This window comes from Pantoea sp. EKM20T (genome assembly GCF_011800485.1).
GTDB classification, from domain to species: Bacteria; Pseudomonadota; Gammaproteobacteria; order Enterobacterales; family Enterobacteriaceae; genus Pantoea; species Pantoea agglomerans.
Genome location: NZ_JAALFW010000010.1, coordinates 34808 through 60576 on the forward strand (window position 1 = coordinate 34808; position 25769 = coordinate 60576).

General features: G+C 56.6%; 25 protein-coding genes. 10 read left to right on the forward strand and 15 right to left on the reverse strand.

The window, feature by feature from the left end:
• Window positions 1–16 precede the first annotated feature (16 nt).
• The 7 genes from trpS to aroK all read right to left on the reverse strand — a co-directional run bounded on the left by trpS (window position 17) and on the right by aroK (window position 6129).
• Window positions 17–1018, reverse strand: a complete 1002-nt coding sequence (trpS, locus tag HFD94_RS16860) for a tryptophan--tRNA ligase (RefSeq protein ID WP_010253111.1) — start codon at window positions 1016–1018, stop codon at window positions 17–19.
• 16 nt (window positions 1019–1034) lie between these two features.
• Window positions 1035–1712 (reverse strand): phosphoglycolate phosphatase, encoded by a 678-nt coding sequence (locus HFD94_RS16865; RefSeq protein WP_010253114.1) that lies wholly within the window; start codon window positions 1710–1712, stop codon window positions 1035–1037.
• Window positions 1696–2379: a ribulose-phosphate 3-epimerase gene (gene rpe / locus HFD94_RS16870; protein ID WP_010253116.1), complete on the reverse strand. Its 684-nt coding sequence runs from the start codon at window positions 2377–2379 to the stop codon at window positions 1696–1698. The genes HFD94_RS16865 and rpe overlap by 17 nt, the downstream gene beginning before the upstream one ends.
• Before the next feature lie 67 nt (window positions 2380–2446).
• Complete coding sequence (gene dam, locus HFD94_RS16875) at window positions 2447–3262, reverse strand: adenine-specific DNA-methyltransferase (protein WP_010253118.1); 816 nt, start codon at window positions 3260–3262, stop codon at window positions 2447–2449.
• 93 nt (window positions 3263–3355) lie between these two features.
• A complete protein-coding gene (locus tag HFD94_RS16880; RefSeq protein WP_022624046.1) occupies window positions 3356–4408 on the reverse strand; it encodes an SPOR domain-containing protein in 1053 nt (350 codons plus the stop codon).
• 72 nt (window positions 4409–4480) lie between these two features.
• Window positions 4481–5569 carry a 3-dehydroquinate synthase gene (aroB, locus tag HFD94_RS16885; RefSeq protein ID WP_010253124.1) on the reverse strand — a complete coding sequence of 363 codons (1089 nt, stop codon included), beginning with the start codon at window positions 5567–5569 and terminating at the stop codon, window positions 4481–4483.
• A 38-nt stretch (window positions 5570–5607) separates the two neighbouring features.
• Window positions 5608–6129, reverse strand: a complete 522-nt coding sequence (gene aroK / locus HFD94_RS16890) for a shikimate kinase AroK (protein WP_003852989.1) — start codon at window positions 6127–6129, stop codon at window positions 5608–5610.
• Window positions 6130–6226: 97 nt separating this feature from the next.
• Here aroK and HFD94_RS16895 point away from each other — a divergent pair, with 97 nt between their 5' ends.
• Window positions 6227–6400 (forward strand): hypothetical protein, encoded by a 174-nt coding sequence (locus HFD94_RS16895; RefSeq protein WP_223265993.1) that lies wholly within the window; start codon window positions 6227–6229, stop codon window positions 6398–6400.
• A 91-nt stretch (window positions 6401–6491) separates the two neighbouring features.
• Here HFD94_RS16895 and hofQ read toward each other — a convergent pair whose 3' ends face one another.
• The 5 genes from hofQ to pilM are packed head-to-tail and all read right to left on the reverse strand — an operon-like array spanning window position 6492 to window position 9910.
• Window positions 6492–7763 carry a DNA uptake porin HofQ gene (gene hofQ, locus HFD94_RS16900; RefSeq protein ID WP_072044052.1) on the reverse strand — a complete coding sequence of 424 codons (1272 nt, stop codon included), beginning with the start codon at window positions 7761–7763 and terminating at the stop codon, window positions 6492–6494.
• On the reverse strand, window positions 7702–8085 hold the full coding sequence (locus HFD94_RS16905; protein WP_122889868.1) for a HofP DNA utilization family protein: 384 nt from the start codon (window positions 8083–8085) through the stop codon (window positions 7702–7704). Before HFD94_RS16905 ends, hofQ begins: the two co-directional genes overlap by 62 nt.
• Window positions 8075–8569, reverse strand: coding sequence for a hypothetical protein (locus tag HFD94_RS16910; RefSeq protein WP_022624043.1), 495 nt, complete (start codon window positions 8567–8569; stop codon window positions 8075–8077). The genes HFD94_RS16905 and HFD94_RS16910 overlap by 11 nt, the downstream gene beginning before the upstream one ends.
• Entirely contained in the window at window positions 8562–9104 is a 543-nt protein-coding gene (locus tag HFD94_RS16915) for a PilN domain-containing protein (RefSeq protein WP_122889867.1), read from the reverse strand. The genes HFD94_RS16910 and HFD94_RS16915 overlap by 8 nt, the downstream gene beginning before the upstream one ends.
• Window positions 9104–9910 carry a type IV pilus biogenesis protein PilM gene (gene pilM / locus HFD94_RS16920; RefSeq protein WP_122889877.1) on the reverse strand — a complete coding sequence of 269 codons (807 nt, stop codon included), beginning with the start codon at window positions 9908–9910 and terminating at the stop codon, window positions 9104–9106. Before pilM ends, HFD94_RS16915 begins: the two co-directional genes overlap by 1 nt.
• A gap of 116 nt (window positions 9911–10026) precedes the next feature.
• Between pilM and mrcA the strand changes: the two genes are divergently transcribed.
• On the forward strand, window positions 10027–12576 hold the full coding sequence (mrcA, locus tag HFD94_RS16925) for a peptidoglycan glycosyltransferase/peptidoglycan DD-transpeptidase MrcA (protein ID WP_022624040.1): 2550 nt from the start codon (window positions 10027–10029) through the stop codon (window positions 12574–12576).
• 72 nt (window positions 12577–12648) lie between these two features.
• Here the strand turns inward: mrcA and nudE are convergent, their stop codons facing one another.
• On the reverse strand, window positions 12649–13212 hold the full coding sequence (gene nudE, locus HFD94_RS16930) for an ADP compounds hydrolase NudE (RefSeq protein WP_122889866.1): 564 nt from the start codon (window positions 13210–13212) through the stop codon (window positions 12649–12651).
• A 391-nt stretch (window positions 13213–13603) separates the two neighbouring features.
• Between nudE and HFD94_RS16935 the strand changes: the two genes are divergently transcribed.
• The 5 genes from HFD94_RS16935 (at window position 13604) to pckA (ending at window position 19766) form a co-directional block, all read left to right on the forward strand.
• Entirely contained in the window at window positions 13604–15739 is a 2136-nt protein-coding gene (locus HFD94_RS16935; protein ID WP_122889865.1) for an intracellular growth attenuator family protein, read from the forward strand.
• Between the two features lie 57 nt (window positions 15740–15796).
• The gene (gene yrfG / locus HFD94_RS16940) at window positions 15797–16444 is read left to right on the forward strand and encodes a GMP/IMP nucleotidase (protein WP_022624036.1); all 648 of its coding nucleotides are present in this window, start codon (window positions 15797–15799) and stop codon (window positions 16442–16444) included.
• A gap of 13 nt (window positions 16445–16457) precedes the next feature.
• A complete protein-coding gene (hslR, locus tag HFD94_RS16945; protein WP_010253159.1) occupies window positions 16458–16862 on the forward strand; it encodes a ribosome-associated heat shock protein Hsp15 in 405 nt (134 codons plus the stop codon).
• 49 nt (window positions 16863–16911) lie between these two features.
• Complete coding sequence (hslO, locus tag HFD94_RS16950; RefSeq protein WP_010671560.1) at window positions 16912–17778, forward strand: Hsp33 family molecular chaperone HslO; 867 nt, start codon at window positions 16912–16914, stop codon at window positions 17776–17778.
• Window positions 17779–18146: 368 nt separating this feature from the next.
• Window positions 18147–19766, forward strand: coding sequence for a phosphoenolpyruvate carboxykinase (ATP) (gene pckA, locus HFD94_RS16955; protein ID WP_010253165.1), 1620 nt, complete (start codon window positions 18147–18149; stop codon window positions 19764–19766).
• Window positions 19767–19805: 39 nt separating this feature from the next.
• Here pckA and envZ read toward each other — a convergent pair whose 3' ends face one another.
• On the reverse strand, window positions 19806–21173 hold the full coding sequence (gene envZ / locus HFD94_RS16960) for a two-component system sensor histidine kinase EnvZ (RefSeq protein WP_010253168.1): 1368 nt from the start codon (window positions 21171–21173) through the stop codon (window positions 19806–19808).
• Complete coding sequence (gene ompR, locus HFD94_RS16965) at window positions 21170–21889, reverse strand: two-component system response regulator OmpR (RefSeq protein WP_003853014.1); 720 nt, start codon at window positions 21887–21889, stop codon at window positions 21170–21172. Before ompR ends, envZ begins: the two co-directional genes overlap by 4 nt.
• A 537-nt stretch (window positions 21890–22426) precedes the next feature.
• On the opposite strand from ompR, the gene yjbE reads away from it, so the two are divergent.
• The 3 genes from yjbE to HFD94_RS16980 all read left to right on the forward strand — a co-directional run bounded on the left by yjbE (window position 22427) and on the right by HFD94_RS16980 (window position 25762).
• Window positions 22427–22675, forward strand: coding sequence for an exopolysaccharide production protein YjbE (yjbE, locus tag HFD94_RS16970; protein WP_010253177.1), 249 nt, complete (start codon window positions 22427–22429; stop codon window positions 22673–22675).
• 182 nt (window positions 22676–22857) lie between these two features.
• Window positions 22858–23331 carry a transcription elongation factor GreB gene (gene greB, locus HFD94_RS16975; RefSeq protein ID WP_010253180.1) on the forward strand — a complete coding sequence of 158 codons (474 nt, stop codon included), beginning with the start codon at window positions 22858–22860 and terminating at the stop codon, window positions 23329–23331.
• Window positions 23332–23434: 103 nt separating this feature from the next.
• The gene (locus HFD94_RS16980; protein ID WP_050680521.1) at window positions 23435–25762 is read left to right on the forward strand and encodes a Tex family protein; all 2328 of its coding nucleotides are present in this window, start codon (window positions 23435–23437) and stop codon (window positions 25760–25762) included.
• Window positions 25763–25769: the final 7 nt, after the last annotated feature.

Sequence of the window (25769 nt, forward strand, 5' to 3'; positions counted from 1 at the left end):
GTTGTCTGCTCAGCCATTACGGCATCGCGACAAAGCCTACCGCCTGATACACCTTCTTCAGCGTTTCCTGCGCCTGTGCGCGTGCTTTGGCCGCGCCATCACGCATCACCTGCTCCAGCAGTGCCTCATCGTTGCGGAAGCTGTGATAACGCTCCTGCAGCTCAGAGAGCATACCGGACACGGCATCGGCTACTGCGCCTTTCAGGTGGCCATACATCTTGCCTTCGAACTCCTGCTCCAGCTCGGCGATGGTTTTACCGGTCACGCCCGACAGAATATCCAGCAGGTTAGAGACGCCCGCTTTCTCTTTGATATCGTAGCGCACCACTGGCGGCTCTTCAGAATCGGTGACGGCGCGTTTAATCTTCTTCACGACCGCTTTCGGATCTTCCAGCAGGCCGATCACGTTATTGCGGTTATCGTCAGACTTGGACATCTTCTTCGTCGGTTCCAGCAGCGACATCACGCGCGCGCCAGACTTCGGAATCAACGGCTCTGGTACTTTGAAGATATCGCCGTAGATCGCATTGAAGCGATGCGCGATATCGCGGCTCAGCTCCAGATGCTGCTTCTGATCTTCACCCACCGGCACCTGATGGGTCTGATAGAGCAGAATGTCAGCCGCCATCAGCACCGGATAGTCGAACAGACCGGCGTTAATGTTCTCTTCGTAACGCGCTGATTTATCCTTGAACTGCGTCATGCGGCTCAGTTCACCGAAGTAGGCATAGCAGTTCAGGATCCAGCTCAGCTGCGTGTGCTCTGGCACATGCGACTGAACAAAGATGGTGCTTTTTTGCGGGTCGATACCACAGGCCAGATAGAGCGCCAGCGTGTCCAGCGTCGCTTTACGCAGTGCAACAGGATCCTGACGCACGGTGATCGCGTGCAGATCAACGATGCAATAAATGCAGTGGAAATCATCCTGCATCTGCACCCACTGACGCAGCGCTCCCATATAGTTGCCAATGGTCAGTTCGCCGGACGGCTGTGCGCCGCTGAAAACGATGGGTTTCATACTTATGTCCTGATATTTACAGCCCCAGAGCGGGCAAAAGTTCGTCGAAAGAGTCGAGGGTTAAATCGGGCTGGCTGGTGGCAATCGGCTCGCCATAGTTATAGCCAAAGGTCATGCCGATATTGGGTACGCCCGCCGCCTGTGCCGCCTGGATATCATTGCGTGAGTCGCCGACAAACAGCAACTCATTCGGCAACACACCAAAGGTGCCCAGCACCATAAAAATTGCCGCAGGATGCGGTTTTTTAACCGGCACATCGTCGCCACCGATAATCAGCGAAAACGCATCAGCAATGCCAAGCGACTCCAGCAGCGGTGCCACAAACGGCGTCGGCTTGTTGGTGACTATCGCCATCGGCAGCCCGGCAGCCTTTAATGCGGCCAGCGTCTGCTTTACCTGTGGAAACAGCGTACTGCCCGCATCCACGGTATCGGCATAATGCCGGTCAAACAGTGCCCGCGCATCACGCTGCTCTTCCGGCTGCGGCTCACGGCCCAGCGCGAAGGTCAGCGCGCGGGCCATCATGATATCCGCGCCGTTGCCAATCCAGGTTGAGACACGCTCAAGGCCCGCCTGCGGCAGACGGAGGTCATTCAGCGTGCGGTCAATCGCATCGGCCAGGCCGGGTGCGCTATCCACCAGTGTCCCATCAAGATCAAACGCCAGCGCACGAATATCAGTGAAATGAGCCATTGGCCTTCTCCAGTTCGTTGCGCATATCGTCGATCACTTTTTTATAGTCAGGGTGACCGAAGATCGCGGAACCGGCGACAAACATGTCGGCACCGGCGGCAGCGATCTGGCCAATGTTGTCGATCTTCACGCCGCCATCCACTTCAAGGCGAATGCTGTAACCGCTCTGATCGATACGCCTGCGCGCTTCACGCAGTTTATCCAGTGTGCCAGGAATAAATGACTGACCGCCAAAGCCAGGGTTCACTGACATCAGCAGAATGATATCCAGCTTATCCATGACGTAATCGAGGTAGCTCAGCGGGGTCGCCGGGTTAAACACCAGACCCGCTTTGCAGCCATGCTCTTTGATGATTTGCAGGGTGCGGTCAACGTGTTCGCTGGCTTCGGGATGAAAGGTGATGTAGGTGGCACCCGCTTTGGCGAAATCAGGGATTAGCGCATCTACCGGCTTCACCATCAGATGCACATCGATGGGGGCAGTGATGCCATAGTCGCGCAGTGCTTTCAGCACCATCGGACCCATGGTCAGATTAGGCACGTAGTGGTTGTCCATCACGTCGAAGTGAACCACGTCACCTCCGGCCGCCAGCGCTTTGGCTGTGTCTTCGCCCAGGCGAGCAAAGTCCGCCGAAAGGATTGAAGGGGCCAGCAAATATTGTTTCATCCGATTCTCCCACTGTTGTGCGCCAGCACGCAGGCTGGCGTAATGCGTTGGTCGCGGACGAAACAGACTAGCTATAAAGTGCCAGCAGTTCGTCGACCTTGGTGCGACCCGTTATGCTTCGGCTGATAGAACGCCGGGCTTTGACCACATGTAACTCTGCATCCTGATACCATAAACGCGTCAGTGCAGTGTCGTGGTTAGAAATCAGTACCGGTATCCGGTTCTCCGACGAAGCCAGCTTTGACGCTAACGCCGCCAGGTTCTCCTGCTCACGCAGGCTGAAGCTGTTGGTGTGATAAGCCGTGAAATTGGCCGTTGCCGACAGCGGCGCATAAGGCGGATCGCAATAGACTACCGAGCCTTTACCGGCATTGGTCAGGGTAACATCGTACGATTCACAGACAAACGTCGCTTTTTGCGCACGCTCGGCAAACCATAACAGTTCTGCTTCCGGAAAGTAGGGTTTGCGATAGCGGCCAAACGGCACGTTGAACTCGCCACGCAGGTTATAGCGACAGAGGCCGTTGTAACAGTGACGGTTCAGATAGAGGAACAACAGCGCGCGCAGGTAGGCGTCGGTGCTGGTGTTAAATTCGGTGCGACGCTGGTAATAACAGATCTCGTTGTTACTTTCCGGCGTAAACAGCAGCTGCGCGTCACGGATGAAATCCGCCGTGCGCGTTTTAACAATGTTATAGAGATTAATCAGGTCACTGTTGATATCAGCCAGATGGTAGCGATCAAATTCAGTGTTCAGAAACACCGAACCCGCGCCAACAAAGGGTTCTACCAGACAGTCGCCCTGCGGCAGATGGCGATGGATCTCTTCTACTAAGGGAAATTTTCCCCCTGCCCATTTCAGGAAAGCGCGATTTTTTTTCATGCTGTCGTGGTTATTACATCTTATTGTGAGGCTGTGGCTGGACCGACAGCAGATCTGCGCTTAAAACGGGGCCAGAAACTGGCCCCACATCCGCTATTGGCTGGCTTCTTTCTTCACCTGGCTTACTGGTTTAACCCACGGGTTCTTCGCACGCACTTCGGCAGGCAGTGAGGCTACCGCGCGTTTGGCATCAGCCGGTGTGGCATAGGAACCACTCACCAGCACGTACCACGACTGACCGTTACGGGTGGTTTTGTAGACGTGATACCCACTCAGATTCTGCTGCTTAGCCCAGGCATTCAGGCTTTCCGCCTTCGATGCACCGCTCAGTTGCAGGGTATAGCTGCCGCCTGGCAATGATTTGCTGGCTGAACTGCTGCCTGCCGCCGCAGTGGCCGGAGCAGAAGGGGCTGGCGTACGTGCTGGCGTGGTATGTGTTTTGCTGTCACGGGTTGCAGGCTTCGAGGCAGTTTTATGCGATGAATCGTGCGCCGGACGGGCAGAAGCGTTTGATTTGTTTGGCGTCTGACGGCCTGCTGGGGCCGTAACCGGATTCGCAGCCGTTCCGGCATTACCGCTGACTGTGGCAGGGGCTGTTGGCAGTGAACTGCCACCCTGCGTGCCCATCGCGGCACTGTCGACCTGCTGCTGCTGATTACTCAGCGCGCTGTTCAGATCGCCCGGCAGCGTGACACGCTGCTGATTTGCTGGCGTCTCAACAGGGGCGGCCTGCGTAGGCGTTGAAGCCACAGGCGGCATTGAGACGTCGCGCTGCGGGTCAGACGCAGCATTACCGCTGGTCGCCGCGTTATTTTCGCTGGTAGCTGGCGTGGTCTGCCCGCCGGTTGGCGTCGTCTGTCCACCTGACATGGAAGAGGAGCCGGCCAGGTCGATGTTCTTCTCACTGCCGGAACCGCCGCCAGCGGCAGGCGTATTGCCCGCAGTCGCAGGTTTTTTCTCATCCGGGCCATTCAGCGCCGAACCAATACCCAGTACCAGTAACAGCAGAACCAGGATCCCGACACCCATCATGATGCGCTGGCGCGAAACCGGTATTTTGGCTGCGGGAGACGACTTACGAGGGCGCGAGGGACGGCGATCGCTGGCGTCAGGTTTTAACTCATCTTCCGGTTTAAACTCATCCATTTTGCCTCCTCCGTAAAGCGGCATTCCGCACTGCGCACCCTGCGCGCCGCGTCACCACTCAACTGCTTAATCTCAGGATTGCTGACAATCATTAATTGCAGCCAGCACCATATCATGTGCCACGCCACCACGCACTTCAGAGCGGCCAATCGACAGCGGGAGTACCAGCCGCAATTCGCCCGCCAGAACTTTCTTATCGCGCATCATGTGCGGCAGATACATCTCCGCACTCATCGCCTCCGGCCCATGTACCGGCAAACCGGCACGCAGGAACAGAGCAATAATGCGGTCCGTCTCCTGTGCCTGGAACTGCCCCAGGCGTTCAGCCGTGCGTGCCGCCATCACCATGCCCGCTGCAATCGCTTCACCGTGCAGCCAGTTGCCATAGCCCATGTGTGCTTCAATCGCATGACCAAAAGTATGGCCCAGATTCAGCAACGCCCGCTGACCGTTTTCACGTTCATCGGCGGCCACGACTTCGGCTTTCAGTTCACAGCAGCGACGAATGCAGTACGCCAGCGCCTGTTCATCCAGCGCCAGCAGGGCATCAAGATTCTGCTCCAGCCACTGGAAAAACGCACCGTCGAGGATGATGCCGTACTTAATCACTTCCGCCAGACCCGACGCCAGTTCGCGCGCGGGCAACGTCTGCAGACAGGCAGTATCAATCACCACCGACGCGGGTTGATAAAACGCGCCGATCATGTTTTTGCCCAGCGGATGGTTAACGGCCGTTTTGCCGCCAACCGAAGAGTCGACCTGCGACAGTAAGGTGGTCGGTACCTGAATAAAGCGTACGCCACGCTGATAACTGGCCGCAGCAAAACCGGTAAGATCGCCAATGACGCCGCCGCCTAAGGCGATAAGCGTCGTATCACGACCGTGCGGCTTTTGCAGGAGCGCGGTAAAAACCTGATCCATCACGGCCAGCGTCTTATATTGCTCGCCGTCGGGTAAGATCACCTGATCCACTTTTACACCTGCCGCCGTCAGCAGCGCCGTCAGCTGGTCAAGATAAAGCGGAGCCAGCGTCTGGTTTGTCACCACCATGGCGTTTTCGCCCGCGGTTAGCGGCCAAAAAGAAGCCGGATCGTTAAACAGTCCGGCAGCGATAGTGATGGGGTAACTGCGTTCCCCCAGTGAGACGGTGATCTTCTCCATGATGCCCGATACCTGTTAAGGAGCCTTCGAACGTTGGATCAACTTTTTTCCAACATGTGGATAATCTGATTCGCCACCACTTTCGCACTCTGATCATCTGTGCGAATGGTTACATCGGCGATCTCTTCGTAGAGCGGGTTACGTTCGCCAGCCAGCGCTTCGAGCACTTCACGCGGCGGTGAATCCACCTGCAGCAACGGACGTTTTTTGTCACGTTGGGTGCGCGCCAGTTGCTTCTCGATGGTGGTTTCAAGATAAACCACAACACCGCGGGCGGAGAGACGATTACGCGTTTCCCGGGATTTGACGGAACCACCGCCTGTCGCCAGGACGATGCCTTGCTTCTCGGTCAGTTCGTTAATGATTTTTTCTTCGCGATCGCGAAAGCCAGCTTCGCCTTCGACATCAAAAACCCAGCCCACATCCGCTCCGGTGCGTCGCTCAATTTCCTGATCGGAATCGAAGAACTCCATGTTGAGTTGCTGAGCCAACTGACGGCCAATAGTGCTTTTGCCGGCACCCATCGGCCCAACCAGAAAGATATTGCGTTTCTCTGCCATTTTGTCGGTATTACTAAGAATTCGTTAATGATACCCCGCGTTCAGCATTTGCTGGCGGGACAGGAACTGAGACCTCATGAGCGTTAGCAAGAGTCAGATGAAAAATTATCTCAACACTCAAGGCTGTTTGGCAACCGATTATATTGCCTTCAGCACATCCATTTCTGAATTGGCCTGTGTTCGCGAAACTGTAACGCGCCAGCGCTGCGTCTTTACAACGCTGCGTACAGAGGAGTTTTCTGATCTGTTTGCCGGGATTTACCCAGCATAGACGGTTACACCGTATTGAAAATCGCTAAACCTTGTAAGCTAATTCCTCTCCTGCGTCAACGCAGATGGCCTTAAGGGACGCATTTTCCGTTTTATCCAGCCGTAAGCGCTGCTTCCCTGACCAATCGCGGCGTAATGAAGATCACCAGCTCTCTTTTTTTGCGCTGATCAGATTGCTGGCGAAACAACCCGCCAATCAGCGGCACATTTCCCAGTAGCGGCACCTGATTCTGTCCGCGGGTGCGCTGCTGCTGAAAGATACCGCCTAACGCCAGTGTTTGCCCGTCACTGACCGTGACCTGAGTCTCAATTTCCTGTTTATCGATGGATAATATGTCGCTATCGCCGGTTCTGATGCTGCGACCCGGCATATTCTGACTGATATGGATCTTCAGCTGGATGCGGCCATTTCCGGAAATCGTCGGTGTCACCTCCATACCCAGTACCGCTTCTTTAAACTCAATACTGGTGGCACCGCTGTTTCCTGCCGACACTTCATAAGGAATTTCTGTGCCCTGCTTAATCGAAGCGGTCTGCTGATGTGAGGTAAAGAGGCGCGGACTGGCGATGATTTCAATCTGGTTCTCCTGCTCCAGCGCACTTAACTCCAGATCCAGAAGCTGCCCTCCGATGCGCGCCAGCGCCATTCCCACGCTGATGCCGGGTGAACTCACCGCCAGCGGAACATCCAGCCGGGGATGATGCAGAATATCAGTTACGGCGGCGTCCCCCGCCTGCAATCCCCACTTCACGCCCAGCTCCTGCAGATGCTCCTCGCTGATAGTGACGATGTGGGCTGACAGTTCAATCTGTTCCAGTGGCAGATCCAGCGCCCGTATCCAGCGCTCCGTCTCTTTTAAAGCCGCCGCACTATCGCGCAGTAACAATGCGTTGGTGCGTTTGTCGACCGTCACGCTACCGCGTGGTGTCATCAGCGACTGACGCTCACTCAGCAGGCTGGCATACACCTCGCTGGCGCTGGCATAACGCAATATCACAGCGCGCTGTTGCAAAGGAACCTGCTGCAACTGCGACTGCTGCTCAGCCTCACGTGCCTGCTGCTGAGCCTGCTGCCAGCTTTCCGGATAGACCAGCAGGACATTATCCTGTTCAACCAGCGTCAGCTTTGCCATGCGCGCCACCAGGTCGAGCGCCTGATGCCAGGGCAGGTTATCCAGCCGCAGCGATAACGAACCTTCAACCTCTGGCGCAATCATCAGATTGATCTGCTGATAGTCAGCCAGCGCCTGCAAAATACGTTCTACCGGGGCGTTATCAAAAGTCAGACTGAGAGGTTCCTCATCAGCGGCGTGAACCGGCGGCAGGCAGCTTAGTAGCAGCAGCAGAGTGGTTATCCTTATCATGCGAACGTCCTTTTAAATAAAATACGGCCTGTTGTGCGTTGCAGCTATTCGGCACCGCTAAGGTAAGGCTGCGGCGGGTCATCTCCGCCAGTTGCCAGGGTGCGAATGGAAATGGCTTACCGGTGCGGGCCGTAATACTCTCTCCCTGCGGGGTCAGCAGCCAGGCATGGAAATGTGCCTCCCGGCCAATGATCCCCTGCAGACGCCAGCCGGTGAGCGGTTCCACTGACGCCTCACAGACGGAACCGGCTACAGGCCGGAACGGATCGCGCGCCATCACGCCGCCACAGCACAACAGTAAAATCAGCAGACTATGGCGCATCGTCAGGTTCCAGCCAGAGTTGAGCCACCAGGTACTGCGGCTGCGCCAGCAGCTGGAAATGCACCGGAAACGGTGCGGAAGCCTGGGCAAGCTCAGCAAAAAGCGACTGGAACGCCGGCCACTGCAGATGCAGCGTCAGCATGCGTGAGGGGGCGTCCGGCTGCCACTCTTCAAGCTGGCTACGGCGTGCCGCCAGGATCTCTTCCACTGCACGGCCCGATGCAGATGCTGATCTCGCGATCTGCATCGACTGCAGCTGCGCCTGCAACTGCGCATTATCAGGGTTCTGACGCCACTGGTGCTGGCGCAGCTGCAGAGTGCGGGTCAACTGCAACAGCGTCTGCTGTTCAGCAATGAGCGCCTGCTGCTGTGGCCGTAACCACAGGATCCAGAAGAGCAGCAGCAGACCGGATAAGAGTGCGGCGAGCAAGCCATAGCGCGCAATAGCGGCCATCTGCCACCAGCGCTCCCACCATTCACTCACTGTTCACCTCCTGCATCTCTGCCCGCAGTGAAAACCGATAATGGCCATCAGCCTGACGCTTAACCCCGCCCTGCTTCACCAGACCAAACAGGGCCACAGTGGTTAATTGCTGGCGGAACTGTCGGACTGCCGCCATATCCTGTGCCTGCCCCTCCAGTGTCAGACGGTTGTCGCGCTTCTCCAGCCGGGTCAGCCAGGCGGTGTCGGGAAGTAACGCGGGTAAATCGAGCCAGAACTGCTGCCAGGCGGCCAGTTGTGCAGCCTGCTGGCGATGCTTCGCCTGCTGTTTTTGCATAACCGCGAGCTGGTCCAGTAACTGCTTCTGTTGCGCTAACTGCTGCCCCAGGCTTTCCAGCGCCTGCTGCTGCGTCCTGCTCGCCTGCGCCACCTGCTGACGCGTCTGCTGGATCCGCCAGGTTTGCTGCATCACCACCAGTAACAGGGCGCCAGTCGCCAGTGACAGCACGACCAGGCTCTGTCGCCGCTGCTGTTGCCGACGGCGATGCCGCCAGGGCAGCAGATTAACCGCGACCATCACTCATCTCCGTCGCGCAGCGCCAGCCCGGCCGCCAGCGCAAAAGCGCCCGGATTCTCCGGCAAAGGTGGCTGCTTATAACGAAACAGATCAAAAGGGGAAAACGCGCTAACGTCTGCAGGCAACGGCGCCTGCTCTGTAGTACACCAGGCGACAGAACGCGCCCCGGGAAAGGCCTGCCGTTGCAGTGCCTCCAGCGTGGCGGCTTCGCCTGTGTCAGCAGCGGTGTGCGCATCGCTCCAGAGCCAGCGGTTATCCTGCTGCAGAACCAGCACCGCGTCGTCCTGCAGCGCTGCCTGCCGGGCTAACCGCTTCAACGCCTCGGTGGTCAGTTCGAACACCTGCGGCTTTAAACCCGCCTGCAACAGGGGTGCCGCCCACTGGTCGATAATCTCCAGCCGCGCTGCCGTGACGCAGAGCTGCCCGCTCTGCACATCCGGCCGGTAATCCAGCGCCAGCGCAGCGGGCTCCAGCGGAAAGAGACGGCGCGCGGCCGCCTGCACGTAGTGCCCCAGCGCGGGCTCATTCAGCGACTGCGCAGGAAGGGGGAGCTGGCGCTGCAGCACCAGCTGGGCAGGCAATCCGACCCGCAGCGAATAACGGCGTGGTAACCGCTGACGCCAGGTCGTTAAGGCCGCCAGTAATTCAGGCGAAGATTGCAGCACGCCGTTTCTTAACGTATCTTGCGGCAGCCGCTGCTGCCACCAGTGGCGTAGCTGCCAGCCATCACGACGAGGCTGGAGGGCCAGGGCGCAAATCTGCCTATTCTGAATATCCAGCCCAATTTGCCAGGTATGAAAAGCCATACGCGCGATCTCCTTATCGTCCGGGAAAATGGACATATCAAAGCGTCTGGCTTGCCTTTATACTACCGCGCGGTTGTTTATAAACTGCTCAAACGACAACAGATGGGAAATTCCAGGTGAAGTTCGTAAAGTATTTATTGATCCTTGCAGTGTGTTGCATCCTGTTGGGAGCTGGCTCGATTTATGGTTTATACAAATACATAGAGCCACAGCTGCCCGACGTAAACACGCTGAAAGATGTGCGTCTGCAAACCCCTATGCAGGTTTACAGCGCCGATGGCGATCTGATCGCCCAGTATGGCGAAATGCGCCGTATTCCTTTGACCCTGCAGCAAGTGCCACCTGTGATGGTGAAAGCGTTTATTGCGACCGAAGATAGCCGTTTTTATGAGCACCATGGTGTTGATCCGGTGGGTATTTTCCGTGCGGCCAGCGTTGCGCTGGTCTCCGGTCACGCCTCGCAGGGTGCCAGTACTATCACTCAGCAGCTGGCCCGTAACTTCTTCCTGAGCCCGGAACGCACCCTGATGCGTAAAATAAAGGAAGCGTTCCTGGCGATCCGCATTGAGCAGTTGCTGAACAAAGATGAAATCCTTGAGCTCTACCTGAATAAGATCTACCTCGGCTACCGTGCTTATGGCGTCGGCGCAGCCTCACAGGTCTATTTTGGTAAGCCGGTTGACCAGCTGTCGCTGAGTGAGATGGCGATGATTGCCGGTCTGCCGAAAGCCCCTTCCACCTTTAACCCGCTTTACTCGCCGAGTCGTGCCCTGTCGCGCCGCAACGTGGTGCTGGCGCGTATGCTGGATCAGCATTACATCACGCAGCAGCAGTATGATGAGGCGCGTAATACGCCGCTGGTCGCGAAGTATCACGGCCCGGAAATCGCTTTCTCTGCCCCCTATCTCAGCGAGATGGTGCGTCAGGAGATGGTGAAACGCTACGGCGAGAATGCCTACACCGACGGTTACAAGGTCTACACCACCGTGACCCGTCGCCTGCAGGAAGCCGCGCAGACCTCAGTTCGCAATAACGTCATGGCCTACGATATGCGTCATGGCTATCGCGGCCCGACCAGCGTGCTGTGGAAAGTGGGTGAACCGGCCTGGGATCAGACGAAGATTGAGAAAGCGCTGAAGACGCTGCCGGTCTATGGTCCGCTCAATCCGGCAGTCGTAACCGAAGCGCGCAGCGATGAAGCGACGGTGATGCTGAAAGATGGCAGCAATGTGTCGCTGGCATTAGCCGGTGTGCGCTGGGCGCGTCCTTATAAGTCTGACACCGTGCAGGGCCCGACGCCGAAAAGCGTGACGCAGGTATTGCAGGCAGGCCAGCAGATCTGGGTGCGCAAAGTGGGTGATGAGTGGTGGCTGGGCCAGGTGCCGGATGTGAACTCGGCGCTGGTCTCGCTGGATCCGAATGATGGTGCGGTGCGCGCGCTGGTAGGCGGCTTTGCCTTTAACCAGAGCATGTTTAACCGTGCGACCCAGGCGCTGCGTCAGGTCGGCTCTAACATCAAGCCTTTCCTCTATACCGCCGCAATGGATCGCGGGCTGACGCTCGCCTCAATCCTTAACGATGTGCCGATTTCACGCTGGGATGCGGGTGCAGGTGCTGACTGGCGTCCCAAGAACTCCCCGCCAACTTACGATGGTCCGATTCGTCTGCGTCAGGGTTTAGGCCAGTCGAAAAACGTGGTGATGGTGCGTGCGATGCGTGCGATGGGCGTGGATTACGCCGCTGAGTATCTGCAGCGCTTTGGTTTCCCGGCTCAGAACATTGTTCACACCGAATCGCTGGCATTAGGTGCGGCCTCGTTTACCCCGTTACAGGTGGTGCGCGGCTACTCCGTGATGGCGAATGGCGGCTTCCTGGTCGATCCTTACTTCATCACCCGGATTGAGAACGAACAGGGCGGCCTCGTATTTGAAGAGAAACCGAAGATCGCCTGCCCGCAGTGCAATCTGCCGGTGATCTATGGCGAGACCAAAAAAGCGCTGGCCCTGAATGAAGAGAGCGTCGAGAACGTTGCAGCCTCTAATAACAACCAGAATCAGGCCGTTCCTCAGCCTGAACTGGAGCAGGTTCCCGCTCAGGCACAACAGGGTGAGCAGCAATATGCACCGCACGTGATCAACACCCCGCTCACCTTCCTGATCAAGAGCGCGCTGAACAGTAACATCTTTGGCGAACCGGGCTGGATGGGAACAGGCTGGCGTGCCGGGCGTGACCTCAAGCGTAATGATATCGGCGGTAAAACCGGTACCACTAACAGCTCGAAAGATGCCTGGTTCTCGGGTTACGGCCCTGGAGTGGTCACCTCAGTCTGGATCGGCTTTGATGATGCGCGCCGCAATCTGGGCCGCAGCACGCTCTCCGGCGCCATTCCCGATCAGATTTCGGGCTATGAAGGCGGTGCCAAGAGCGCGCAACCGGCATGGGATGAGTACATGAAGAGTGCGCTGGATGGTGTACCGGTGCAGCCGTTAACACCGCCGGATGGCGTGGTCACGGTGACGATCGATCGCAGCACCGGCAAGCTGGCAAATGGAGGGGGTAACACCCGTCAGGAGTACTTCATCAATGGCACCCAGCCAACCGAATATTCGGTTCATGATGTGGGTACCACCATTATGGATAACGGTGAGAGTCACGAGCTGTTCTGATGTGACCCACGAAACCGCACTGTAAAAAAGGCCGACGTCAGTCGGCCTTTTTTATTCAGTCACAGATGATATTCAGTAACTCAGCCGTCCCTGCTTCACCAGCCATTCGCGCGCCATAAACAGCGCACTGACATTACGTGCCTCGCGGAAATCGGGTTCATCCAGCAGCGACATCATATCGCTCAGCGGCCAGCGGTGGACAATCAGCGGCTCCGGCTCATCGCCTTCCAGCTTTTCAGCGTAGAGACCTTCCGCCACCACAATGTTCATTTTGCTGGAAAAGTAGGAGGGCGCCATGGTGAGTTTGCCCAGCGTTGTCAGTTGGTCAGCACCAAAACCGACCTCTTCTTTCAGTTCGCGAACTGCCGCTTCATTCACGTTTTCACCTGAATCGATCAGCCCCTTGGGGAAACCAAGCTCATAGGTTTCCAGTCCGACGGCATACTCCTGAATCAGGATCAGATGGTCATCAATAATCGGCACAATCATCACCGCTTCACGTTCTGAGGGCTTCATCCGCTCATAAACGCGATGCGCACCATTGCTGAAAGTCAGATCGACCGATTCAATGGTGAATAACCGTGAACGTGCCACGGCGGTGATATTGAGGATGTCAGGTTTTTTTGGAATTTTCATATCAGCCTCAAATTATTTTGCGCCGGCTATCTGGAGCGAATTAGCATACCTAACCACAGGCAATTGTGCGACAGTCAGACAATCACGTTATCGTTACACAGATTACATCGATTGAATAACAGCCTTTGGTTATCAGTTAAGACTAAATTTGCATTAGTCAATATGCTGCGATAAGTTTCAGATAATACCGATATTTAATCCAGTCTGAGCCGGTTACCATTCGGACAAGGCAGGGTTTAACAAATGCTAATCAGATATACGCTGGCACTATTTCATCGGGTGTCTGACTCCTCAGGGTTATATAATCTTCCGGAATGCCTCTTTTATAGTGAGCATAACCGAAAGCGAAAGTTTAAAGTGAAGGCAGCATTTTGGCTGAATTGAGCAGAGCATGAGCACAATCTTGATGATCCTGGCCATAGTGCTGACCTGTTCAATCCTGGCAGGCATTGGGTTCTGGTACGCTATGCGGCATCGTCCGCCGTTGGCGAAACCTCTGCCATTTATCAGTCCGCCCTGCCGTAAACTCTCTGCTCAGGAGCGTGAGGCGGTTGATAAGTATGTCGCCGCGCTGGAAAAGCAGCCCCGTACCGCGGTGACGACCGATAAGCGCAGCGCGTCCGAACGTCTGACGCTGACGGCACAAAGCAACAATGTCTACCCCGTTACCCGTGCGATTACCCGCTACGGACTCTCCACGGACGATCCCCATAAATGGCGCTACTACCTAGATGAAGTTGAAGTTCATCTGCCGCCGCTTTGGGAACAGTACATCGCCGACGAAAACTACGTTGAGTTAATCCGCACCCAATCTATTCCGCTGGTGATCTCGCTGAACGGCCACTCGCTGGTGGATTACGCCGTGGATCAGCAATCGCTGCCGACGCTGATGCGTCCGGTGTCGACCAACGCCTCTATCCGCAAAGCGGAAACGGAAAACGTCGAACTGCTGCAGGTGCGCAAAGAGACGCCGGAAGAGTATCGTCTGTCGCGGCCAGATGGCACGCGTGAAGCGGTGATCATCTCTCTTGCCTTCTTACTCTTCTTCTTCAGCCTGTTAGTCCCCGCAACGCTGATGATCTGGCTGGTGCTGACGGGTGCAGTCATGATTGCCGCCAGCCTGTGGCTGCTCTACCGCATTCCGGGTGAGCGCGGCCTGCGTGACATACACTGCCTGCGCGGCGCGCCAAAGCGCTGGGGCCTGTTCAGCGAATCGAACCAGGAGCAGAGCAATATCACACTGGGGATTATTGACCTCGCCTATCCATCACACTGGCAGCCTTATGTCGCGCACGATCTCGGACAGGTGACGGATGTGGAGATCTACCTTAACCGTCAGGTGGTGCGTCAGGGTCGCTTCCTGTCGCTACAGGATGAAGTCAGAAACTTCCCTATTCAGCGCTGGCGGAAAAACGTGGTGCTGGCCTGTGGTTCACTGATGGTGCTGACCATGCTGGTCACCTGGATCCCGCTCGGCATGCCGATCAAACTCAGTCTGGCCTGGGCCAGGGGCACCGACAGCCTGGAGGTCAGCAGCGTCGATAAACTCAGCAGCGTGCCCCTGAATATTGGCGACAACCTCAAAGTGAGCGGTACCGGCATGTGTTCGGTGCCGGACAACTATCAGAGCAACCGAAGTTACGCCTTCATGCCGTTCGACTGCTCGGCGGTCTACTGGAATAACGCCACGCCGTTGCCGCAGCCACAATCGGACATTATTGATAAAGCCGCTGCTCTGCTGGAGACCACCACAAAGCAGCTGCATCCGGAAACCAATACCGATCCTAAACTGAATCCGCAGCTGGCCTCCGCGATTCAGAAGTCCGGCATGATCCTGCTGGATGACTTCTCCGATCTGGTGATGAAAACGCAGGATCTCTGTAATCAGCCACAGGATTGTATGCGCCTGAAAAATGCGCTGGTGAACCTGGGCAATGCCAAAGACTGGGAAGCGCTGATGCGTCGCGCAGATTCCGGCCAGCTAAACGGCATGAATGTGCTGCTGCGGCCGGTCAGTGCTGAAGCCCTGGAAAACCTGGTCAATACCGCCACCTCGACCTTCTTTTTCCGCGAAACCCGTCGTGCAGCGGAAAATCTTAACAGCCCGCCGCCAGGGGGTTTTCTGATCGTCAGCGACGAGGGTCGCCAGCTGGTGAATCAGCCTCAGCCAACCGTGTCGCTGTTTGATCTCGATCCGCCCTCTCAGTGGCGCGAACTGCAACGTATCTCCGCCATGCTGCTGCATACGCCTTTCAGCGCCAGCGGCATCATCACCAGCATTTCAACGGATGCCAACGGCACGCGTCACATCGTGCTGCATAATGAACCGGATGCCATGGCGCAGTGGCGCTATCTCGGCACCGTATTGCTGCTGCTGGTGCTGTTAACCTGCGGTGGGATCAATGGGTTACTGGCGCTGCGCCGTATGCACCTTAATCGCCAGCGCATGATCGATATCCAGCACTATTACGACAAGTGCTTCAATCATAACCTCGGCACTTTGCAGAGCGTGCGCCCGATATTCTGAGCCCTGCCCTTCTGTGCTACCCTGTCGCCCGGTTTTTTTACAGGGTGAAACATACGCATGCTCAACTGGTCTGAGATTGATACCGTGCTGCTCGACATGGATGGCACGCTGCTGGATTTGGCGTTTGATCGCCACTTCTGGCTGGAGCATGTGCCTGAACAACTCAGTCAGCAACGCGGCATCACCCGGGCGGAAGCCGAAGCGATCATCGCGGAAAAGTATCAGGCCGTCGCCCATACGCTAAACTGGTATTGTCTGGATTACTGGGCAGAAGCGCTGGCGCTGGACATCCGTGCCATGACCTGGGCGATGCGCAGCCGCATTGCGCTGCGTGACGATACGCTGCCTTTTTTGCAGGCTCTGCGCCGCGCGGGCAAGTCCACTATCCTGCTGACCAACGCGCATCCTTACAATCTGGACGTCAAACTGGCGCAGACAGGTTTAGCGCCGCACCTTGATTTATTACTTTCCACCCATACCTTTGGGTATCCGAAAGAAGACCAACGTTTATGGCAGGCGGTACAACAGCACACCGGCTTTTCTGCGCCGCGCACGCTGTTTATCGATGATAGCGAAGTGATTCTGGATGCTGCGGCGTCATGGGGCATCGGCGAGTGCTTAGGCGTAAAGAACCCCGATTCGGGTCGTCCTGAGCAAATCTTTCAGCGTCATCGCGCCACCGGCGACTACCGGACGCTGATCTGAGTCAGGAGCAGCAATGAAGAAAGAGAAAAGCAGCGAAGAGGTACGCCTCGACAAGTGGCTGTGGGCCGCGCGCTTTTACAAAACCCGGGCGATTGCGCGGGAGATGATTGAAGGCGGCAAAGTGCATTACAACGGCCAGCGCAGCAAACCCGGCAAGGTGGTAGAGCTGAATGCGGAACTGACACTGCGTCAGGGCAACGATGAACGCACCGTAGTGGTGGCGGACATCAGCGCTCAGCGCCGTCCGGCCAGCGAGGCCCAGCAGCTCTATCGCGAAACCGATGCCAGCATTGAAAAACGCGAAAAAATGGCGCAGGCGCGCAAAATGAATGCGCTGACTATGCCCCATCCCGATCGGCGACCTGACAAAAAAGAGCGTCGCGATTTGATGAAGTTTAAATTATCGGGCGATGAATAACGCCGTCTTAGCTGACGCGCCATCGCCCCGTACCAGTGAGAGAAAAAATATGTCAGCCCAGGATCAACTGCACCGTTATCTGTTTGAAAATGCCGCCGTGCGCGGCGAGCTGGTGAACGTCTCTGACACCTGGCGTGAAACCGTAAAGAACCATGATTATCCGGCACCGGTTAAAACGCTGCTGGGTGAGATGCTGGTCGCCACCAGCCTGCTGACTGCCACGCTGAAGTTTGATGGCGAAATCACCGTGCAATTGCAGGGTGACGGTCCGCTGTCGCTGGCGGTGATCAACGGTAACAACAACCAGGAACTGCGCGGCGTAGCGCGTATCAAAGGCGACATCCCGGACGACAGTACTCTGAAAAGCATGGTGGGCAATGGCTATCTGGTAATCACCATTTCCCCTGAAAAGGGCGAACGTTATCAGGGTGTAGTGGGACTGGAAGGTGAAACCCTGGCGGAGTGCCTGGAAGATTACTTCATGCGCTCAGAGCAGCTGCCAACGCGGCTGTTTATCCGCACCAGCGACAAAGGCGCCGCGGGTATTCTGCTGCAGGTGATGCCTGCGCAGGATACGGAGAAAGAGGTTTTCGACCATCTGGCAACGCTGACCGAAACCATTAAAACGGAAGAGCTGATCGATCTGCCTGCGAATGAAGCGCTGTGGCGTCTCTACCATCAGGAAGAGGTCACCCTCTACGATCCGCAGCCGGTGATCTACAAATGCACCTGCTCGCGTGAGCGCTGTGGCGAAGTACTGACCACGCTGCCGCAGGAAGAGGTGGATGAGATCATCGCGGAAGATGGCAAAATCGACATGCACTGCGACTATTGCGGCTCAAACTACGTGTTTGACGCCGTCGATATCGCCGGTATTCGCAGCCACTCCCTTGAGAATAATAACCAGCTTCACTGATTTATCGGGCGGCTTCTGCCGCCCCTTCCCCGCCGCCCATGCCTATCCCCATAATTTTTCAGACAAATTATCTTTTTTTACTTTCATAACATCTTTTAAACGTTCGAAACATAGCCTTAACGCGCCCTGAGTCGCATTTTTAGATTACTGCCCTTTTTCCCTTAACGCAGAAGAGTAAACTGCGCGCGATCGTGCAAACGCCCGGAAGTCAGAGGCAGATGCCCTGAATTGCCCGGTGATCTTTGCAGGCTGTCGTGACGAAGCGCAGTCGACTGTCAGTGATTTGCCGCACCCGATACAACAGCCGGTGGCACGATCCCAACCTATCTCTGCTTTGCAGAACAGACACCGATTTAAGGAGCAGTAAAATGCGCGTTAACGGCCTGACCTCGCAAGACCTTGCCGCTTTGGGCATCGTGGATACCACGGAAGTGGTTTACAACCCTGATTACGACACGCTTTTTCAGGAAGAGACGCGCCCGGACCTCGAAGGTTTTGCTCGTGGCACCCTGACGCAGAGCGGCGCGATTGCAGTAGACACCGGGATTTTCACCGGGCGATCGCCAAAGGATAAGTACATTGTGCGTGACGACACCACGCGCGATACCCTGTGGTGGAACGACCAGGGCACCGGCAAAAACGACAATCAGCCCCTGTCGCAGGAGACCTGGAACGCGCTGAAAAGCTGCGTCACCCGCCAGCTTTCCGGCAAGCGCCTGTTTGTGGTGGATGCGTTCTGTGGTGCCAATGCCGATTCCCGTCTGAGCGTACGTTTTGTCACCGAAGTGGCCTGGCAGGCACACTTCGTGAAGAACATGTTCATCCAGCCTGACGACGCTGAACTGGCCGAATTCACTCCCGACTTTGTGGTGATGAACGGCGCCAAATGCACCAATCCAGACTGGCAGGCGCAGGGTCTTCACTCTGAAAACTTTGTCGCCTTCAATCTGACTGAACGCATGCAGCTGATTGGCGGAACCTGGTACGGCGGCGAGATGAAGAAAGGTCTGTTCGCCATCATGAACTACCTGCTGCCGCTGAAAGGCATCGCCTCAATGCACTGCTCAGCAAACGTGGGTAAAGCGGGCGATGTGGCGGTCTTCTTTGGCCTCTCGGGCACCGGTAAAACCACACTTTCTACCGATCCTGACCGCCAGCTGATCGGTGACGATGAGCACGGCTGGGACGATGATGGCGTGTTTAACTTCGAGGGCGGTTGTTACGCCAAAACCATCAACCTCTCTGAGCAGGCTGAGCCGGAGATCTACCGCGCCATTCGCCGCAATGCGCTGCTGGAAAATGTGGTGGTCCGCGAAGATGGCAGCGTCGATTACGACGACGGCAGCAAAACCGAAAACACCCGCGTCTCCTATCCGATCAATCACATCGACAATATCGTGCAGCCGGTCTCAAAAGCGGGCCACGCGAAGAAAGTGATTTTCCTGACCGCCGATGCGTTTGGCGTGCTGCCGCCGGTTTCACGTCTGACGCCGGAGCAGACGCAGTATCATTTCCTGTCAGGTTTCACCGCCAAACTGGCGGGGACCGAGCGTGGCGTCACTGAGCCGACCCCCACCTTCTCCGCCTGTTTCGGCGCGGCGTTCCTGATGCTGCATCCGACGCAGTATGCGGAAGTGCTGGTGAAACGGATGGAGGCGTCCGGTGCGCAGGCTTATCTGGTCAATACCGGCTGGAACGGCAGCGGCAAACGCATCTCACTGAAGAATACCCGCGCCATTATCAATGCCATTCTGGCGGGTGAGCTGGATGATGCGCCGATGGAAACGCTGCCGATCTTTAATCTGCAGATGCCGGTTACGCTGGGCGAACTGGATAGTGATACGCTCGATCCGCGTCGTAGCTGGGAGAGTGAGGAGAAGTGGACCGCCGCCGCCGAAGGTCTGGCGCAGCGCTTTATTGATAACTTCGACAAGTACACGGATAACGCCGCAGGTGCTGCGCTGGTGAAAGCTGGCCCGCAACGCTAAAAGAAGCGGCGCGGCAATGAAACTGCCGCGCCGTTTTTATCATCCCGACACGCTGTTGCTGCCGTTGTTGTGGCTCAGCGCCATGCTTTCCACTAACGGCAACCAGGCACGAATGCGTAAACCGCCGCGTTCGCTCTCGCCAATCTCCAGCGAGCCCTGATGAGCATCAATAATACGCTGCACGATCGCCAGGCCCAGACCGGTTCCGCTGGTGCTGCGGGCGCTGTCGCCGCGCACAAAGGGCTGGAACAGATGCGCCAGCTGATCCGGCTTGATGCCAGGTCCATCATCTTCCACCTGGAACCAGGCACGATGCAGTTCCCGTCCGCTGCTGACCCTGATCCAGCCATTACCGTATCGCGCGGCATTGACCACCAGGTTAGCCAGTGCCCGTTTAATCGACAGCGGGTTGATATCCAGCATTAACTCTTCCGGCATCACCGCATTTTCGATCTCACGTTCATAGCCGCTTTCAGCGGCCACCACTTCGCCCAGCACACTGTTAAGGTCGGCGCGCTCAGTCTGCATCTCCTGACCGGTACGCAGGTAGTCGATGAACTGTTCGATAATGGCGTTGCACTCTTCGATATCTTTATTAATCGATTCGGCCAGGTAGCCATCCTGCTCGCTCATCATCTCGGTGGCGAGACGAATACGGGTCAGCGGCGTTCGCAAATCGTGGCTGACGCCCGCCATTAAGAGCGTGCGGTCATCCGCCAGCTGCTTCACCCCGGCCGCCATCTGGTTAAAGGCGCGGGTCACCGATCGCACTTCTGACGCGCCATACTCGCGCAGCGGCGGCGGAATAATCCCGCGCCCGACCTGCAGAGCGGCGTGCTCCAGATCCACCAGCGGGCGGTTCTGGATGCGGATAAACAGCCAGGCACCGCCAATCGCCAGCAGCATAATCGCCAGGGTGTAGCGGAACAGCGGCGAGAAGTCGCCCTGATGAATCTCAGTCAGCGGCACCCGTACCCAGATATCGGGCGACAGCCAGGTTTTCAGCCAGACGACGGGCGAGTTTTTGTTAACCTCAACCCGCACATCGGTGGGACCGCCAAGCTGCTGGCCCATCTGCTCGCTCAGGAATTCATAGTGCTGCGCCCATCGTAATCCGCTCTCCTCTGCTGCTGCATTGGTGTAGAGCGAGATCCCCAGTTCGCGGTAGATTTCCCGGCGAAACGCCGGTGGCACTTCCAGCTGCGTGCCATCTTCCAGCTGCAACCGGTCGGTCATCAGCATACGAACTTCGTAAGCGAGCACCTTATTGAACTGTTGCAGGCTGGGAAGAATGGCGAAGTTCAGCACCACCAGATAGGTCGTTACCAGGCTGACAAACAGCAGGGTAACGATCAGCAGCAGGGTGCGGGCAAACGAACTGCGAGGCGAGAAGCGCAGTCGCTTCATGCTTTACTGCCGTCCGGCACAAAGACGTAGCCCAGACCCCAGACGGTCTGGATATAACGCGGATGCGCAGGATCCTCTTCCACCATGCGACGCAGGCGGGAGATCTGGACGTCAATCGAACGTTCCATGGCGCTGTATTCACGGCCACGCGCCAGGTTCATCAGCTTATCGCGAGACAGTGGCTCACGTGGATGGCTGACCAGTGCTTTCAGCACCGCAAACTCACCGCTGGTCAGCGGCATCGGCTCATCTTCACGGAACATCTCGCGGGTGCCGAGGTTAAGTTTGAACTTACCAAAGGCGATGATCGCCTCTTCCTGCGAAGGCGCGCCTGGCAGTTCATTAGCCTGACGGCGCAGCACCGCACGGATGCGCGCCAGCAGCTCACGCGGGTTAAAGGGTTTAGGAATATAGTCGTCAGCGCCGATCTCCAGCCCCACGATACGATCCACCTCTTCGCCCTTGGCGGTCACCATAATAATCGGCATCGGGTTGCTCTGACTGCGCAGACGACGGCAGATAGAGAGACCATCCTCGCCTGGCAACATCAGGTCGAGCACCATCAGATGAAAGGATTCACGGGTTAACAGACGATCCATCTGCTCGGCATTAGCGACACTGCGCACCTGAAAGCCCTGCTCGGTGAGATAGCGTTCAAGCAGTGCACGCAGACGCATATCATCATCGACGACCAGAATTTTGTAGTTCTCTTGCATTTTCAACTCCCAAAGGCGCTATTGCCTGAGCCAACATTGTTAAAAAAAGATGCCTTATAGTGACAGTCATTAATGGTTTATATTCTAGCCAAAATTGTTACAAAGCATATTAAACAGGAGCTTATATTTGATTTAAGGCGATTTCGGGTCAGTTTTAACGCGTCTGGCGCTGCCCGACCCCTGTTACGGCAAATCTGAAAAAACGGCTCTGTTTCTCTGAATCGCTGGCGTCAGAAGCGGGCCAGTTTTTATTCGATGAACGAATTCAGCAAGTTAGCAGACAATTTGACTTAATGATCAGCCATCACTGTGGATAAGCTCCAGATAATCTACCTCAACAGTAGCCAGGCAGCATAATATTCCAGCAAACCTGCGTAACGCCCCACTCTCCTCTCGGATTAGTTTCAGCGGTGCCACCAGCAAGACCAGTTGAAATTAAAGTCCGTTAAATCAATCAGTAAAGCCAACTTTTCGCCTTCTCCGTTTTCAACCAGACTGCTCAGGCAACATTCGATGTCTCAACGGGGATTACACACAATGAAAAAAACAATTTTACTGCTGAGCGCGCTGGCATTAAGCAGCGTCACTCCAGCTTATGCTGCCACAGCCACCGGTGAAGCAGCTGGCGCAGCGGCAACCACCACAGCACAAGGTAACTCTAACGCCATCGGTGTTGGCGCAGTCGCCGCCCTGCTGGGCGTTGCGCTGGCCACCATGGGCGGCGGCGGCGGTGACGGTCACAGCACCGGTACATCGACCACCACGGCGACTCACGCCGGTAAATAAGTATCACGACTTCTTTTACAGCTTCAGATTACTGGCTTCAGATTGTTGTTCAGCACCAACCCTTTCGCCGCCGGGGAAGTCAACGTGGGTTTTTAGCCTTTAAAAACCCTTTCCCCGCCCTTTTTTGCCGCGCCCCCTTTGTCTTACACTGTTCCTCTTTGGATCTCTCTGGCCGGTATAGCATGAAAACCCGACTCATTACCCGCGAAGGCTTCGATAAGCTGAAAGCAGAACTCGACTATCTCTGGCGTGAAGAGCGACCGGAAGTGACAAAAAAAGTCACCTGGGCTGCCAGTCTTGGCGATCGCAGTGAAAATGCCGATTATCAGTACAACAAAAAACGGCTGCGTGAAATCGACCGTCGCGTTCGCTATCTGACCAAAAGTCTTGAACAGCTGCGTATCGTTGACTATTCACCCCAGCAGGATGGCAAAGTCTTCTTTGGCGCCTGGGTGGAAATTGAAAACGATGAGGGCGACCTAAAACGCTTCCGCATTGTGGGCTACGATGAGATTTTTGGCCGCAAAGATTACATCTCCATCGACTCGCCCATGGCGCGGGCGCTGCTGAAAAAAGAGGTCGGCGATGCCGCCACCGTCGAGACGCCAGTGGGGCCGGCACTGTGGTATATCAACGCGATTGACTACCCGCAATAACCCTTCAGATTATCGCTGAAAGCCGCCCGCGTCTCTGGCAATTTTAACCATCAATCCGTATAACTGTCGGCTATTTCTCAACCCGGAAAGCAAGACAATCCTGATGATGAAAGTTCTGAGCCAGATAATTGCCAGTGAGCTCCAGGCGCGTCCAGAGCAAGTTGACGCCGCCGTTCGCCTGCTGGATGAAGGGAATACCGTGCCGTTTATCGCACGCTATCGTAAAGAGGTCACCGGCGGGCTGGATGATACCCAGTTGCGCCAGCTGGAAACCCGCCTCAGCTATCTGCGTGAACTTGAAGAGCGACGCCAGTCGATTCTGAAGTCGATTGACGATCAGGGGAAACTCACTGACGACCTCGCCCGCGCGATCAACACCACCCTCAGCAAAACCGAGCTTGAAGACCTCTACCTGCCCTACAAACAGAAACGCCGGACGCGTGGACAGATCGCTATCGAAGCGGGTCTGGAGCCGCTGGCGGAGACGCTGTGGCAGGAGCCGTCTCACATTCCTGAGCAGCTTGCCGAACAGTATGTCGATGCCGACAAAGGCGTCGCCGACGTCCGTGCCGCGCTGGATGGTGCCCGCTACATTCTGATGGAGCGTTTCGCTGAAGATGCCGCGCTGCTGGCGAAGGTGCGTAATTACCTGTGGAAAAATGCCCATCTGGTGTCACGCGTGGTGGAAGGCAAAGAGGAAGCGGGCGCGAAGTTCCGCGACTACTTTGATCACCATGAAGCGCTGAGCGGCGTGCCGTCGCACCGTGCGCTGGCGATGCTGCGTGGCCGCAACGAAGGCGTGCTGCAACTGTCGCTGAATGCCGATCCACAGTTTGATGAAGCACCGCGTGAAAGCCACGGCGAAACGCTGATTGCTGAGCACCTGAACCTGCGCCTGAATAACGCTCCTGCCGACAGCTGGCGTAAAGCGGTGGTGAGCTGGACGTGGCGCATCAAGGTGATGCTGCATCTGGAAACGGAGCTGATGGGCACGGTGCGCGAACGCGCAGAAGATGAAGCGATTAACGTCTTTGCCCGCAACCTGCACGATCTGCTGATGGCCGCTCCCGCCGGTATGCGCGCCACCATGGGGCTGGATCCGGGCCTGCGCACCGGCGTCAAAGTGGCGGTGGTCGATGCCACCGGCAAGGTCGTCGCGACCGACACCGTCTATCCGCATACCGGCCAGACCGCGAAAGCCGCAGCCGCCGTAGCGGCACTCTGCATTAAGCATCAGGTTGAGCTGGTGGCGATTGGCAACGGCACCGCTTCACGTGAAACTGAGCGCTTCTTCCTGGATCTGCAGCAGCAGTTCCCGCAGGTCACGGCGCAGAAAGTGATTGTCAGTGAAGCTGGCGCATCTGTCTATTCGGCCTCTGAACTGGCGGCGCTGGAGTTCCCGGATCTCGATGTTTCACTGCGCGGCGCGGTGTCGATTGCCCGACGTTTGCAGGATCCGCTGGCAGAGCTGGTGAAAATCGACCCGAAATCGATCGGTGTGGGTCAGTATCAGCATGACGTCAGTCAGAGCCAGCTGGCGAAGAAACTCGACGCGGTAGTAGAAGATTGCGTGAACGCCGTCGGCGTTGACCTCAACACCGCCTCGGTGCCGCTGCTGACCCGCGTGGCGGGCCTGACGCGCATGATGGCGCAGAATATTGTCGGCTGGCGTGATGAGCATGGCCGCTTCCAGAACCGTCAGCAGTTGCTGAAAGTGAGCCGCCTTGGGCCAAAAGCCTTTGAGCAGTGTGCGGGCTTCCTGCGCATCAACCATGGCGATAACCCGCTGGATGCCTCAACTGTGCATCCGGAAGCCTACCCGGTGGTGGAGCGCATCCTGGCCGCCACCGAGCAGGCACTGAGCGATCTGATGGGCAACGCAGGCAGCCTGCGTAATCTCAGCGCCCGCGATTTCATTGATGAACGTTTTGGTCTGCCGACCGTCACCGACATCATGAAAGAGCTTGAGAAGCCGGGCCGCGATCCGCGTCCTGAGTTTAAAACTGCACAGTTCGCTGAAGGCGTAGAGACGCTGAACGATCTGACGCCGGGCATGATCCTCGAAGGTGCCGTCACTAACGTGACCAACTTCGGTGCATTTGTGGATATCGGCGTGCATCAGGATGGCCTGGTGCATATCTCTTCGCTCTCCGATCGCTTCGTGGAAGATCCGCATCAGGTGGTGAAAGCGGGCGATATCGTCAAAGTGAAAGTGATGGAGGTCGATCTCCAGCGCAAGCGTATTGCCCTGACCATGCGTCTTGATGAGCAGCCAGGCGAAGGCAATGCCCGTGGTGGCGCGAAAAACGCTGCTCCGCGCGAGGAGAAACGTCAGAACAACGCGAAAGGTCGTCCGCGTCCGGTCAGCTCGTCAGCAGGTAACAGTGCGATGGGTGATGCGCTGGCTGCGGCTTTCGGTAAAAAACGCTAAGCTTTTC

Coding starts and splice junctions, on each gene's coding strand:
- yjbE (WP_010253177.1), top strand. CDS start 22,427: ATGAAAAAAACAATTTTACTGCTGAGCGCGCTGGCATTAAGCAGCGTC.
- aroB (WP_010253124.1), bottom strand. CDS start 5,569: ATGGAGAAGATCACCGTCTCACTGGGGGAACGCAGTTACCCCATCACT.
- pckA (WP_010253165.1), top strand. CDS start 18,147: ATGCGCGTTAACGGCCTGACCTCGCAAGACCTTGCCGCTTTGGGCATC.
- HFD94_RS16880 (WP_022624046.1), bottom strand. CDS start 4,408: ATGGATGAGTTTAAACCGGAAGATGAGTTAAAACCTGACGCCAGCGAT.
- dam (WP_010253118.1), bottom strand. CDS start 3,262: ATGAAAAAAAATCGCGCTTTCCTGAAATGGGCAGGGGGAAAATTTCCC.
- hslO (WP_010671560.1), top strand. CDS start 16,912: ATGTCAGCCCAGGATCAACTGCACCGTTATCTGTTTGAAAATGCCGCC.
- hslR (WP_010253159.1), top strand. CDS start 16,458: ATGAAGAAAGAGAAAAGCAGCGAAGAGGTACGCCTCGACAAGTGGCTG.
- greB (WP_010253180.1), top strand. CDS start 22,858: ATGAAAACCCGACTCATTACCCGCGAAGGCTTCGATAAGCTGAAAGCA.
- hofQ (WP_072044052.1), bottom strand. CDS start 7,763: ATGATAAGGATAACCACTCTGCTGCTGCTACTAAGCTGCCTGCCGCCG.
- HFD94_RS16935 (WP_122889865.1), top strand. CDS start 13,604: ATGAGCACAATCTTGATGATCCTGGCCATAGTGCTGACCTGTTCAATC.
- HFD94_RS16980 (WP_050680521.1), top strand. CDS start 23,435: ATGATGAAAGTTCTGAGCCAGATAATTGCCAGTGAGCTCCAGGCGCGT.
- pilM (WP_122889877.1), bottom strand. CDS start 9,910: ATGGCTTTTCATACCTGGCAAATTGGGCTGGATATTCAGAATAGGCAG.
- aroK (WP_003852989.1), bottom strand. CDS start 6,129: ATGGCAGAGAAACGCAATATCTTTCTGGTTGGGCCGATGGGTGCCGGC.
- envZ (WP_010253168.1), bottom strand. CDS start 21,173: ATGAAGCGACTGCGCTTCTCGCCTCGCAGTTCGTTTGCCCGCACCCTG.
- nudE (WP_122889866.1), bottom strand. CDS start 13,212: ATGAAAATTCCAAAAAAACCTGACATCCTCAATATCACCGCCGTGGCA.
- ompR (WP_003853014.1), bottom strand. CDS start 21,889: ATGCAAGAGAACTACAAAATTCTGGTCGTCGATGATGATATGCGTCTG.
- HFD94_RS16915 (WP_122889867.1), bottom strand. CDS start 9,104: ATGGTCGCGGTTAATCTGCTGCCCTGGCGGCATCGCCGTCGGCAACAG.
- trpS (WP_010253111.1), bottom strand. CDS start 1,018: ATGAAACCCATCGTTTTCAGCGGCGCACAGCCGTCCGGCGAACTGACC.
- HFD94_RS16865 (WP_010253114.1), bottom strand. CDS start 1,712: ATGGCTCATTTCACTGATATTCGTGCGCTGGCGTTTGATCTTGATGGG.
- rpe (WP_010253116.1), bottom strand. CDS start 2,379: ATGAAACAATATTTGCTGGCCCCTTCAATCCTTTCGGCGGACTTTGCT.
- HFD94_RS16895 (WP_223265993.1), top strand. CDS start 6,227: ATGAAAAATTATCTCAACACTCAAGGCTGTTTGGCAACCGATTATATT.
- yrfG (WP_022624036.1), top strand. CDS start 15,797: ATGCTCAACTGGTCTGAGATTGATACCGTGCTGCTCGACATGGATGGC.
- HFD94_RS16905 (WP_122889868.1), bottom strand. CDS start 8,085: ATGCGCCATAGTCTGCTGATTTTACTGTTGTGCTGTGGCGGCGTGATG.